Source organism: Streptomyces sp. NPDC054841 (assembly GCF_053611045.1).
Genome location: NZ_JBSGZO010000283.1, coordinates 1 through 11,166 on the forward strand (window position 1 = coordinate 1; position 11,166 = coordinate 11,166).

General features: G+C 69.7%; 13 protein-coding genes. 3 read left to right on the top strand and 10 right to left on the bottom strand.

Annotated features, from left to right (window positions below):
- Positions 1-107: 107 nt before the first annotated feature.
- Both ACWGI8_RS29465 and ACWGI8_RS29470 read right to left on the bottom strand, forming a co-directional pair.
- Complete coding sequence (locus tag ACWGI8_RS29465) at positions 108-1,937, bottom strand: hypothetical protein (protein WP_453665454.1); 1,830 nt, start codon at positions 1,935-1,937, stop codon at positions 108-110.
- Positions 1,938-2,307: 370 nt separating this feature from the next.
- A complete protein-coding gene (locus ACWGI8_RS29470) occupies positions 2,308-2,901 on the bottom strand; it encodes a hypothetical protein (protein WP_453665456.1) in 594 nt (197 codons plus the stop codon).
- A gap of 225 nt (positions 2,902-3,126) precedes the next feature.
- Here ACWGI8_RS29470 and ACWGI8_RS29475 point away from each other — a divergent pair, with 225 nt between their 5' ends.
- Positions 3,127-3,822, top strand: a complete 696-nt coding sequence (locus tag ACWGI8_RS29475; RefSeq protein ID WP_453665457.1) for a L,D-transpeptidase — start codon at positions 3,127-3,129, stop codon at positions 3,820-3,822.
- 226 nt (positions 3,823-4,048) lie between these two features.
- Here the strand turns inward: ACWGI8_RS29475 and ACWGI8_RS29480 are convergent, their stop codons facing one another.
- From ACWGI8_RS29480 to ACWGI8_RS29490, 3 genes are read right to left on the bottom strand one after another with little or no spacing between them, the layout of a single operon-like run.
- On the bottom strand, positions 4,049-4,312 hold the full coding sequence (locus ACWGI8_RS29480; protein ID WP_453665459.1) for a hypothetical protein: 264 nt from the start codon (positions 4,310-4,312) through the stop codon (positions 4,049-4,051).
- Positions 4,313-4,354: 42 nt separating this feature from the next.
- On the bottom strand, positions 4,355-5,182 hold the full coding sequence (locus ACWGI8_RS29485; protein WP_453665461.1) for an ABC transporter permease: 828 nt from the start codon (positions 5,180-5,182) through the stop codon (positions 4,355-4,357).
- A 2-nt stretch (positions 5,183-5,184) separates the two neighbouring features.
- Positions 5,185-5,994, bottom strand: coding sequence for an ABC transporter ATP-binding protein (locus ACWGI8_RS29490; protein ID WP_453665477.1), 810 nt, complete (start codon positions 5,992-5,994; stop codon positions 5,185-5,187).
- A gap of 475 nt (positions 5,995-6,469) precedes the next feature.
- Here ACWGI8_RS29490 and ACWGI8_RS29495 point away from each other — a divergent pair, with 475 nt between their 5' ends.
- Positions 6,470-7,135 (top strand): LuxR C-terminal-related transcriptional regulator, encoded by a 666-nt coding sequence (locus tag ACWGI8_RS29495; RefSeq protein WP_453665463.1) that lies wholly within the window; start codon positions 6,470-6,472, stop codon positions 7,133-7,135.
- A 217-nt stretch (positions 7,136-7,352) separates the two neighbouring features.
- On the opposite strand, the gene ACWGI8_RS29500 is transcribed toward ACWGI8_RS29495, so the two are convergent.
- Both ACWGI8_RS29500 and ACWGI8_RS29505 read right to left on the bottom strand, forming a co-directional pair.
- A complete protein-coding gene (locus ACWGI8_RS29500; protein WP_453665465.1) occupies positions 7,353-8,198 on the bottom strand; it encodes an adhesin in 846 nt (281 codons plus the stop codon).
- 96 nt (positions 8,199-8,294) lie between these two features.
- The gene (locus ACWGI8_RS29505; RefSeq protein WP_453665467.1) at positions 8,295-9,221 is read right to left on the bottom strand and encodes an adhesin; all 927 of its coding nucleotides are present in this window, start codon (positions 9,219-9,221) and stop codon (positions 8,295-8,297) included.
- Between the two features lie 175 nt (positions 9,222-9,396).
- Here ACWGI8_RS29505 and ACWGI8_RS29510 point away from each other — a divergent pair, with 175 nt between their 5' ends.
- Entirely contained in the window at positions 9,397-10,251 is an 855-nt protein-coding gene (locus ACWGI8_RS29510; RefSeq protein ID WP_453665469.1) for a MerR family transcriptional regulator, read from the top strand.
- A gap of 82 nt (positions 10,252-10,333) precedes the next feature.
- On the opposite strand, the gene ACWGI8_RS29515 is transcribed toward ACWGI8_RS29510, so the two are convergent.
- From ACWGI8_RS29515 to ACWGI8_RS29525, 3 genes are all read right to left on the bottom strand, one after another.
- Positions 10,334-10,477, bottom strand: a complete 144-nt coding sequence (locus tag ACWGI8_RS29515) for a hypothetical protein (protein WP_453665471.1) — start codon at positions 10,475-10,477, stop codon at positions 10,334-10,336.
- A gap of 83 nt (positions 10,478-10,560) precedes the next feature.
- Positions 10,561-10,737 carry a hypothetical protein gene (locus tag ACWGI8_RS29520; protein ID WP_453665473.1) on the bottom strand — a complete coding sequence of 59 codons (177 nt, stop codon included), beginning with the start codon at positions 10,735-10,737 and terminating at the stop codon, positions 10,561-10,563.
- Positions 10,738-10,739: 2 nt separating this feature from the next.
- Positions 10,740-11,081 (bottom strand): DUF397 domain-containing protein, encoded by a 342-nt coding sequence (locus tag ACWGI8_RS29525; protein WP_453665475.1) that lies wholly within the window; start codon positions 11,079-11,081, stop codon positions 10,740-10,742.
- Positions 11,082-11,166 lie beyond the last annotated feature (85 nt).

Sequence of the window (11,166 nt, forward strand, 5' to 3'; positions counted from 1 at the left end):
AGCCGGGCCGCTCGAACTCCCGTGACACGGACGCAAGGTTCGTGGGCGCAGAACAACGTGGGGAGATTCAATGAGCCCCATCAGCAAGTACGGCGCTCAGCGGTTGCTCAGGCGCTGTCGGGCCAGGGGAACCCGAGCTCCTCTGCTCGCTCGCGGCTGCCCCCGCACACCCGCCCGTAGGTCTTCGGGTCCTCCTCGGCCAGCCGTTGCAGGGCAGCGGCGGCCTGTGCCTCGGGCGGGGTGCCGTCGTCCGGCACGACCCAGCGGAACTGGAGGGCGCCGCCGGCCACGTCCGGCTCTCCGGCGGCGAGCCCCGGCTCGTACCAGAAGGTCACCACGGTGGTGTCGGGGTCGTCGAAGCCGCTGCTGATCCAGCCCCGGCCTGCATCCCATCGGCTCAGCAGCTCCGGCCGTTCAATCAGCCCCGCTTTGATCAGGCGGGCCGTGGTGCGGGCCGGCCAGGACCAGGAACGGTCGGTCTCCGCCCGGGCGATCTCCGCGTCGTAGGCGGCGGCATCGAACCGGTGGGCAGGCAGCTCGGGCGCGGGCTCCTGGGAACCCGGCATGACACCCGGCCGCCGCCAGTCCTCCCACACCACGTGGTCTCCGTCGCGCCGGATGGTGACGTAGAGCGCGCCACAGCATCCCTCGGAGCAGTAGGCCTCCGCGAGCTGCACCTCGCGGGGCTCCGGCCCGGCCCGTAGCAGGCCGTCGTCCAGCAGGTGTTCGGGGCTGTGGGCAGGACCGCGGGTGAAGACCGCCGGAACCACTGGACGCCCGTCGACGAGGATGCGGGTCTCGACGGGTTCACGATCCACGGGGTCGCCCGCCACCACCTCGACGCGCAGCCTGCCAGGCGCGTCCGGGCGTTGGAAGGGCTGCCGCCCCGTGCGCCGGATCCAGCCGGCCCGCAGCCGCTGGTCCGCCTCGTCTGCGACGGTGTCCGCCGGCGAGGCCCATCGGAGCTCGGCCAGCAGCCGCCCGAGTGATTCCAGCAGCGTCGCGCGCCGGCCGGGAGCCCAGTCCAGCAGCACACCGGGGCCGCTGCTCAGGTCCAGGGCGAGCGAGAGCAGGGTGGCGTGGTTGTCGAGGGTCGGCGGCAGTAGGCCGGCCCGTGTGACGACCCTCTCGTACACGGTGAGCGCGTCGCGGTAGGCGAGGAGGCCGGTCGAGTCGTCGTGCGAGCAGCCCATGCGGACGAGGAGTCTGCCCGCTCGGGCGAGCAGGGCCGTGTCGGAGGGGTGCTGGTCGAGCAGGTCGGGCAGCCGGGTGGCTTCCGCGATCCGGCGGGCGGCCGTGCTGCTGACGAAGCGGGGCGAGGCGGGGAACGCGACCAGCTCCGTACGGATGGCCTGTTGATCCTCCGTCCACAGGGCGCGGACGAGTGGTCGCAGCTCGTCGCGGCGGGCGTAGGTGGCGAGCCAGACGACGGCGGCGGACTGGCGGTCGAGGGCGTCGAGGGCGTCGAGGGCTGGGCCGGAGAGCACCCGGAGCAGCCCGAGGACGGAGAGATGCGGGACGTCCTCGGGCTCGCCGAGGCGGACGAGCAGGGCGAGGCCGGCGGTGACGGCGGGCACGGTGGTGCCGGTCCGGGTCAGCTGGCGGCCCAGGGAGCGGGCCGCGTCCCGCTGTCCGGCCGGCAGTGTCAGGTCGGCGACGACGGACCGGATCAGGTACGTGTGGCGGTCCCGGATGCCGAGCTGGGCAAAGCGGCGGTGCAGGGTGGCGGAGTCGTCCGGCAGCGGGTTCAGCGCTTCCCGGATGGCGCTCTTCGCCTCGTGCCGGGGCAGCGGGGCCTCGCCCGGTTCGGGCTTCCCGGAAAGGGAGTAACCGCGCCGGGGCGGGACCCCGTCGGGGGACTCACGCAGCAGGCGCAGGACGCGGTCGTACAGGGCAAGCGGGAGGGTGAGCGCGTCGCGCTCTTCCTGGGCGCTCACCGGGCGGGGTGGGACTCGATTCCGTAGGTCATGCGCGCAGCCTGCCAGCCCGGTTCGTGCTCTGTCGAAAGAATTAGGGGAGGGAGCCGGAGGGAAACCGGAGGGAAACCGGAGGATCAGGGAGGCACCCCTGGCCACCACGACGTCGAGAGGTCGTTGTGCCGATGCGATGAACACGTTCGTCCGGGCCCTGGGGCGGACAAACGCTAAGGGCTGTCCCATAATCCCCGGTGGATCAGCGCGCGGCGTCAGATGCGGTGCATCGCAAGGCGGAGGGTCGTCCTCATACTGGGCGTATTCGGGCGATCCGACAACGCAGCGAGGTGCCGTAGCTGTCGTCCTGCGCCCGCCAGGGATTACGGGACAGCCCTTAGGCGACGACCGTGTCCTCGGCCCGGCCTCGCAGTTCGGCGGCGAACTCCTCGACCGTGATCCGTCCGCGGCCCATGTCGAAGACGCTGAGCCGGAGGGTGGCGTGGGATGCGACCCGCACCGTGGCGCCGTCGCCGTGCCCGGCCACGTCAACGGTGACAGCCTGCGCGAACCCGCGCTTCGTGGGATCGGGTCGGGTGGCCCGTATCCGTCCCGCCGCGCGCTCCTCCTTGATCACGCGGGCACCGATCGCCTTCAGCGCGCCCCTGGCGTGCCGGAAGGCGGACTGCGGATCCACGACCACGGAGATCTCGGCACTGTGCCCCACGGCGACGGTCGAGCGGTTCACCTCGATCCCGGCCGCACGCAATGCGCGCAGGTGCAGGAACCCCGAGACGACATTGAGCACCAGCAGAAACCCGACCATGAGCGCGGACGCGATCGCCGCGGCCATGACCGCTTCGGAGAAGTTCCGGTCGGGGTCGCTGCCGCTGAGGTGCACGGACAGGACCAGGAAGGCGGTGATGACGAGCCCTGCGCCGACGGCGAATCCGAGCGCTCTTGTGGCCATGTACAGAAAGACGGCAGGCACGGCCGACTCCTCTGGGGCTTGCAAAGAAGGAAGGGGGGGTGCCCTCGTCGAGCCGGACGAAGGCACCCCACCTTAGTCACACAAACGGAGCGCTAGATTCCGACGGTCCTGCGTCCGCGCGGGCCGCTGTTACAGAACCGTCTTCCTTCCGCGTGCAACTCCCACGCCCCCTGCGTTGTCTACCAGGCGGAACTCGCACCACACGCGCATAAGGAGTCGACAGCCGTGGGGGACATTCGCCGACGAGGAGTCGTCGCACTCGGGATCACCGCGCTGGTGGCCCCGCTCACTCTGGCCATGGGGAGCACGACCGCTCAGGCGGCGTCGTGCACGACGCAGACCGGGCCGTACCAGAAGCAGGTCGAGAAGTTCCTGGGCCGCCCGGTGGACGGGAGGCAGTCGGCCGCCGACTGCAAGGCGATCCAGGCATTCCAGACGAAGCACTCCATCAGCCCTAAAGCCGGGCTGGCGGGCCCCATCACCTGGGGCGTCATGGATCTCATGAACAAGCAGAAAGCAGTCGGGACGAACCCGAACAAGGCCGGCAAGTGCCCCACCAACAAGGGCCGCATCGCCTGCGTCGACCTGACGCTCCAGCTCAGCTGGATCCAGGACGGCACGAAGCTGGTGTACGGACCGGTCGCGGTACGTACCGGCGGTGACGGACACGAGACCCGCACCGGCCTGAAGAAGATCACTTGGCGCGACATCGACCACGTGTCCAGCCTGTACAACGTGCCGATGCCGTACAGCCAGTTCTTCGACGGCGGCCAGGCGTTCCACTCGGTCGGCATCAGCGTCTGGGCACCGCCCGGCTCGCACGGGTGCGTGAACATGACCAAGACCGCCGCCGCCAAGTACTGGAGCCTGCTCCGCAACGGCGACGACGTCTTCGTCTACGGCCGCAAGCCCGGAACCTGAGACACCCCGCGGCCGGACAGGCCCCTTCCGGCGGGAAGGGACCGCGCGCCGTACGGACCGCCTTGAGGGGCATACGGAGGGTGTGTTCCATGACCCGGCCGCGCAGCCGCAGGATGAACCGCTCGCCCGAGCGCGCGAGTAGGTACCGGAGGCCGCTGAGGCCAGCGCGCCGGCCGGCGCCAACGGCACCATCCAGGCGAGCCGTTCGAGACGAACAGCCGCAGTCTCACAGCCCGTCGACGTACCGCTTCGCGATCAGCAGCGAGGTGAGCGGGTAGTCGTCCCGGACCTGCTTTATCGCCGCGACGTCCCCGCGAGAGCGCTGCACAGCACGGATCTTCTCCTCGTCGACCTGGCCGCGGAATCCCTCATAGGATCCGTAATGGTCCCAGAACGCCTGCTTCCGCTTACGCGCCGCCCGGTCGCCGGTGGCGATTCCGAGAGCGCCAGCAACTCCCGCCGCGATGGCTACGGAGATCCCCTCGATCACGTTGCTCCCTTTCTGACGAAATAATGGCAGCTGGATGCGCCATTAATTTACCTGCTCCCTCTTCTTCAGTCGGCTGCCGGATTCCCGACGGGTCATCCGGTGCAGGATCCGGGGCGCGATCAGGAATCCCATGACCGCCCACAGGCCGACGATGAGATACACCTTGGACAGTTCCCAGCTGTTCCCCTGTTCGGCGGCCAGGGCCGAATCCGGCATGAGCGCGGCCCGTACGCCCTGGGCGATCCACTTCAGCGGGAATCCCTGCACGACGTTCTGGGCGACCTCGGGAAGCACCGTGACCGGAAAGTAGATTCCCGAGAAGATCAGCAGGGCGAACAGCGGGATCATCACCATGCCGAGCGCCTCACGCGAGTTCGGCAGGAGGGCGCCGATCACCGCACCAATGGGTGCGAGGGCCACCAGTCCAAGAGCCAGCACCGACACCAGGGTCAGCCAGTGCGCCGGGTCGCGCGGCAGTGAGGAGCCGAGCGCCAGCACCCCGGCGAGCAGCATCAGGGCCGCACCGCCCAGTGCGGTCACCACCATGACGAACGTCTTCGCGACCAGGTAGGCGGGGATGCCCCCGGGCAGCGTCTTCATCCGCAGAAGCGTGCCGTCCTCGCGCTCCACGGCCAGGGTCTGCGTCAGGGTCAGCAGCCCGGCCTGCACGACCATCGTCGTGACGCCGCCGGCGACCATCAACTCGGCCATCGGAACGGTGCTTCCGGGGATGTCGCCGTCCATGACCGAACCCAGGACGAGGAACATGAGAGGTGTGCTGAGCTGGGTGAACACCTCACGTGGGGTACGCAGCAGTTGCATGAGCTCCAGGGAGCCCCGGCGCAGGCCGACGGTGAAACCGTGGGACATGATCACTTCACCTCCGCGATCATGCGCAGATAGATGTCCTCGAGAGTGGGGCGGTGCACCTCCAGGTCCGGGACCGGGGCCCCGAACTTGTTGTGCAACTCCCAGGCGAGCCGCGACGGGTCGTCGGTCTGCTGCTCCTGCCGGACGCCGTCCGCCGACCAGACCACCCGGGCCTGGGCGCGCGCCTGCTCGCCGAGCTCCTCCGCCGTGCCGAAGGCGGAGATCCGGCCGTCGATCAGGATGGCGATGCGATCGGCGAGCCGCTCCGCCTCGTGCAGGTCGTGCGTCGTGAGCACCATCGTCATGCCGTCAGTCTTCAACCGCTCCACCAGGTCGTGGAATTCACGCCGCACGACCGGGTCGAAACCCGTCGTCGGCTCGTCGAGGAACAGCAGCTCCGGGTCGCCGATGATCCCCAGGGCGACGTCCAGCCGTCGCCGCTGGCCGCCCGACAGGTTCGAGCACAGTTGGCCGGCCTGCTCGTCGAGCCGCAGGACCTCCAGCACCTCGGTCACATCACGGGGGCGCTCGTAGTACGAGGCGAAGTGGTGCAGGAGCTCACCGACCCGCCAGCGGGCGTGGTCGCGCCAGGTCTGCAGGACGATGCCCAGCCGTCCGCGCCACTGTTCGTCCACGTCGTCCGGGTCTTTCCCGAGGACGGTGACCGAGCCGCTGGTGCGCCGCCGGAACCCTTCCAGGACCTCCACTGTGGTCGTCTTGCCGGCACCGTTGGGGCCCAGCAGGGCGAGTACCTCACCATGGTTCACCGTGAGGTCCACACCACGCAGGATCTCCTTCTTCCCGTACCGCATGGTGAGGCCGTCGACGGATATGGCGGGTGCACCCACCTCAGGCGGATTCCGAATCGGTCTCTCCCTTCTGTGCGTTGTCCTGTGCTCTGTGCTCTGTGCTTCTGGAGTCTTCGGGTGTACGTGCGGCGGGGGATTCCCAAGATGCGGCAGAACGGGGGCCTTGATCATGAACGGTGCCGACGTACTGGCGCATCGGCCGTTCGTCGGTTCAAGACCCCCCCGGTTGGCGGGGGTTCACCCCGATCCGGCCACCGGTGGCGAACGAAAGCGGCCTTCCCGGTCGAGTCGCACTCCGGCCCCGCGACACGGCCTCACGCGACCGAAGCGGAACCCCGACGCCGGTGGCTCGGACGGAACGTGAGAAGCCTCATGACCAGCTCAAGTTTCTTGTGCAAAGTTGATCGGGGTCTCGATGAGAGGCAAGCTACGCGTGAGACCACGCTGACCTCGTGCGTCTCGCTAGCAGGGGGAAAGCATGATCGACGTAGTGATCGCGCACAACCAAGTGCTCTTTCAAGCCGGGCTGCGCAGCGTTCTCGAGCACGAAGACGACATCGAGGTGGTGGGCGCCTGCCAGAGATCCACCGTGATCGAGACAGCTGCGCGGCTTCGCCCGCGGGTGGTCGTGCTGGGAGATCAGCCCTCCCGGACACGGACCCTGTCCTCGATCGAGGCTCTGCGCAGTCTCCAAGATCCACCCGAAATCGTCCTCCTGGCCGGACGGCTGGACGACTCCCTCACCGCGGACGCACTCCTGAAGGGCGCCGCGGGAGTCCTGGAGCAGGACATCGGCCCGCAGGTGCTCGTGAGCGCCGTACGCGTGGTGGCCACCGGCGGCCGGGTCCTGGCAGCACCGGCGTCCCGGACGGTGGTCGGTCTGCTCAGCCGTGGGGGAATCCCCCCGGCGGTCCGTGAGCGGGCTCGGACACTCACTCCACGGGAGGCTGAGGTCTGCACCCTGCTGGCGGCGGGACTGTCCAACACCGAGATCGGCCGGCGCCTGCATCTGAGCCCGGCGACGGTGAAGGACCACACCAGTGCCATATATACGAAACTTGGCACGACCAACCGGGTACGCGCGGCGGTCCTGGCCCATCGCCTGGGAATGAGGACTCCGCTCGAGACCGCCGTGGCGAGCTGACGCTCCCGCCGTCGGGGGCACACCACAGCGAAAACCTCCAGCCGGTCACGGCCGGAGGTCTTTCACGTGATCGCCGACTTCGTCTTCCCTGATTCCCTGATTCCCTGATCTCGCGTGACCATCCGTCGCCGCCGCACGACGGTGGCACGACGGCGACATGGCGTCATGCGGGCGTCGTGCCGCACGACGGCGGCACGGCGGGATGACACAACGGCGGTCAGGGCCGGCAGTTCAGCCTCATCTGGGCCGCCGCATGGTGTGCTCCCAGTCGCTCGGCGCTGCCCCAGTCACGGCCGCGGTCGAGGAGCTGGACCGCGAAGACCTTGTCGCCCTTGACCGGATAGCTGCCGACCTGGACCAGGCTGCCTCGGTGGTCGGTCTGTCGAACGCCGAAACCGGTGTAGCCGGAGGTCACGTCAGCCGGGTCGGCAAGGACACGGTAGAGCGTGGGGTCGCCGGCCACATCGGTGGCGTGGTTGGTGCGGGGTACGAACACGGCGAGTGAGCACTGCCGGTAGCTCCGGTCGAGGTCCCAGCTCCAGATCGCCGTACCCCCGTGGTCCTTGGTTGCGCTGCCCGACATGGGGACCGCGGTGAAGCTGCCGTCGCACGAGGAGTCGCGCTGCCCGCCGGAGCGGACGGTGTACCAGGCCGCGACGCCGTTCTCGAAGCGGCCCACTTCGCGGTAGTGGCCCGTCCTGCAGCCCGGGCCGGCCCACTGCTCGAATCCGGGAGCGGTCGACGTCGGGGACCCGGCCGGTGGTGAAGTCGCGGACTCGTCATCGTCCGGCAGCGACGTCGGGCCGACCCGCGTCGGCACACCCCCGCCCCCGATGGAATCCGCGCCGTCCGCCGAGGAGCGGCCGTCGTCGGCGTCGGAGCCGGTGAGCATCGCGGCCGCCGCGACGAAACAGCCCAGGACGACCACGACTCCGGCAGCGAGCAGACCCTTGCGGAACCGGGAGAGCAGGGAGAACCGGCCGACGACCGTCTCACGGGCGACCCACGACGGACCCGCACCCTTACTGCCCTGCACCACGAATCCGCAGTCGGGACACCTCATGCCCGGCAGTGGGCTGTGCCTTTCACTGCCGCAACGATCGCACGCCATACCAGCTCACTATGCAGGAACCTCACACGTCACGGGGCGAGAACGCGTTCATGCCGTACAGTCCGCCCGGATCTGGGCCGCGGCGTGATGCGCGCCGTCGAGACCCCCGGACCCCCAGTCCTGCCCGCGGTCCACGAGCTGGACCGTGAACTCCCCTTCCCGGACCGGGAGATCGTTCACGATCACGACCCCGCCGCGCATCGACCGCTGGTCGATCTCGAAGGCCGCGAGGATGCTCCCCGATGCGTCGGGGTCCGCCAGTACGTGGTAGCGCGTCGGGTCACCCGCGACGTCCTCGTCGCGGGGGCTCCAGGGAATGTGCACCGCCACGGAGCACCGCGTGTAGCCGGCGCCCGGGCGCCAGTTCCAGGTGACCGTGTTGCCGCGGTCCCGGTCGCGGGCGCCGGACATGGGGACGGCGATGAAGCGGCCGTCGCACGAATTCCCCTCGTGGCCCCCGGAGTCGACCTCGTACCAGCCGTAGCCGCCGTCCGAGAAGCCGCCGTACGTGCGCACGCCGTTCGCACAGCCGGGACCTGCCCACTCGCTGAACCAGGGTCTGCCGGGCGACGGCCTGGTGGTACCCGACCTGGAAGGCTCCGGCCTGGGCTTCGGCTTCTGCGCGGTCGTGGGCGTGGGCCTCGCCCTGGGCGGTGTCGCGCTCGGCGACGGTGAGTCCTGCGGTACGAAGGTCGGGCCGACCCGGTCCGGCAGTCCGCCCAGCGCGACGCCGTCCACGACCGGGCTCACGTCGTCGTCGACGCGGTCGTCGTCACCGTTCGCGGTCGCGAGGAGTGTGGCGCTCAGCATCAGTACGCAGAGCGAGACCACAACACCCGCGCCCACGAGCATCGTTCGTTCGAAGAACGGTTCCTCGGCCGCCCGGCCGGGTGGCGCGGCATCGACGGTGCAGGTGTCCGACACCATTCCCGGCAGCGCGCCCCGGTGCGTGCCACCGCATTTGTCGCAGACCATGCGGGCCACTATGCAACGAAGTTCATATCGACCGGTAGGCATCAGCCGGTATCAACGCGATATCGATCCGCATCGATCCACATCGATCCTCGGTCGTCACGCCGGACACCTCGCGGTTGACCTTGCCCCTGGGGCAGGGCACATCGTCCTCGTTGCCGGACGGAACTCCCGCCCGGTGACGGAGGATGGGTTGGTGAACGACGACTCCCTGCTCACCATCGGAGCCTTCGCCTCACGGGCGCGGCTCTCGCCGAAGGCCCTGCGCCTGTACGACCGGCTCGGGCTGCTCGCCCCCGCGTACGTCGACGAGGCGACGGGCTACCGCTGGTACCGCGCGGACCAGGTGGAGCGCGCCCGGCTCGTCGCGCTGCTGCGGCAGCTCGACATGCCGCTTGCGCGCATCGCCGAGGTGGTGGAGCTGCCGGGAGCGGAGGGCGCGACGGCGCTGGCCGCGTACTGGGCCGAGGTGGAGGAGCGCCGGGCCGTACAGGGCGCCCTTGTGGCTCATCTCCGTGAACGGCTTTCGGGCAGGAGACCCACGATGTACGAGATCAAGACGGTGGACGTACCCGAGCAGGCGGTGCTCGCCGAGCGCCGGCAGCTGCTGTCGGACGAACTGCCGCGGTGGATCCCGGCGGCGCTCGGCCGGCTGGAGCGGGCGGCCGCGGAGTGCGGGGGTGTCGCGGGTACGCCGTACGTGGCGTACCACGCCGAAGTGACCCCGGACAGCGACGGCCCGGCGGAGGCCTGCGTCCCCGTCGCCGACGCCGCAGCGGCGGAGACCTGGGCGTCGGAGCACGGCCTCGGCGCCGTCCTCCGTGTCGAGCCCGCGGGCCGGCTCGCCTACACCCGTATCACCAAGGCGCAGGTGGCATACCCGCAGATCATCTCGGCGTACGACGCGGTCGAGGCGTGGATCGCCCAAGAGGGCCTGACCATCACGGGCCCCTGCCGCGAGGTGTACTTCGCGGACTGGGAGTCGGCGTCCGCGACGGACGAGGTCTGCGACATCGCCTTCCCGGTGGCCTGAGCGGCCCCCGAGCCCCCGGCCCCACCGGGCCTGCTCGGTACCGCCCGGTGACCGGGGTGTCCGTCCTCACCGGCCTGGGCTGTCAACGGGGCTCGGCAAGAGGTTCGTCCCGGATCCAGTCCACGAGTTCGCGAAGGTCCGCGCACAGCATGAGGAGCAGCAACTCGTCCTCGGAGAGGTCCATGGATGCGTGGGGCCGCGGCGGCTCCGGGGTGGCGGTGCTCATGGCGGGCTCCGTCATCGGTTCGGGCATGTGAAGGTGACGCAGCGGGCCGCCGGTTCCTGCGCGGCCCGCCCCGAGCGGATTGGTCAGCTGTGCACGAGCTGCCCCTTGCGGGTGGCGCCTCCGCAGTCCTCGCACGAGACGATGACCGCGCCCTCGTACACCAGCGCGACCGTGTTGCGGCCCCGGCATTCCCGGCACGGCGTTCTCGCGAACTGCCTGTGCACGTACGCGAATGCGTTGGTGACCTGGTCGGCGTTCACAGTCAGGCGGCCATGACAGCCGCGGTCCGTTCCAGTTCCGCGTCAGTGGCCATGAAGTCGTCGAACTCGCCGGCCTTCACGCCCTCAAGGAACTTCCGGATCTCCGCCCGCGTGAAGTACAGGACCGGGCTACCAGGGTCCTTGTCGTCGGAGAGCGCCACCATGCGAGTGCCGTCCGGTACGTGGGGGTGCGCGTGGTCCTTGGCGTCCGGCGCCGCAGCAAGGATGACGCAGTCCTTCAGGATCGGGTCCAGGTCCGTGCGGCTGGCCTTGCGCCAGTCCAGGCCCGGGGCGGTCAGGTTCTCGTACGCCTTCGTGGTGCGGCCATTGCTGATGGTTCCCATGGCTGTGCCTCTCTGGTAATCGTGCGGTTGTGGAACCCGCCCCCGCACTCGACCTGTCCAGGGTTGGGGGTGCGGGGACGGGTGT

Excerpts from the sequence above, each read along its gene's own strand:
- ACWGI8_RS29485 (WP_453665461.1), bottom strand. The coding sequence starts at position 5,182 with ATGTCCCACGGTTTCACCGTCGGCCTGCGCCGGGGCTCCCTGGAGCTC.
- ACWGI8_RS29490 (WP_453665477.1), bottom strand. The coding sequence starts at position 5,994 with ATGCGGTACGGGAAGAAGGAGATCCTGCGTGGTGTGGACCTCACGGTG.
- ACWGI8_RS29495 (WP_453665463.1), top strand. The coding sequence starts at position 6,470 with ATGATCGACGTAGTGATCGCGCACAACCAAGTGCTCTTTCAAGCCGGG.
- ACWGI8_RS29500 (WP_453665465.1), bottom strand. The coding sequence starts at position 8,198 with ATGAGGTGTCCCGACTGCGGATTCGTGGTGCAGGGCAGTAAGGGTGCG.
- ACWGI8_RS29505 (WP_453665467.1), bottom strand. The coding sequence starts at position 9,221 with ATGGTCTGCGACAAATGCGGTGGCACGCACCGGGGCGCGCTGCCGGGA.
- ACWGI8_RS29515 (WP_453665471.1), bottom strand. The coding sequence starts at position 10,477 with ATGAGCACCGCCACCCCGGAGCCGCCGCGGCCCCACGCATCCATGGAC.
- ACWGI8_RS29525 (WP_453665475.1), bottom strand. The coding sequence starts at position 11,081 with ATGGGAACCATCAGCAATGGCCGCACCACGAAGGCGTACGAGAACCTG.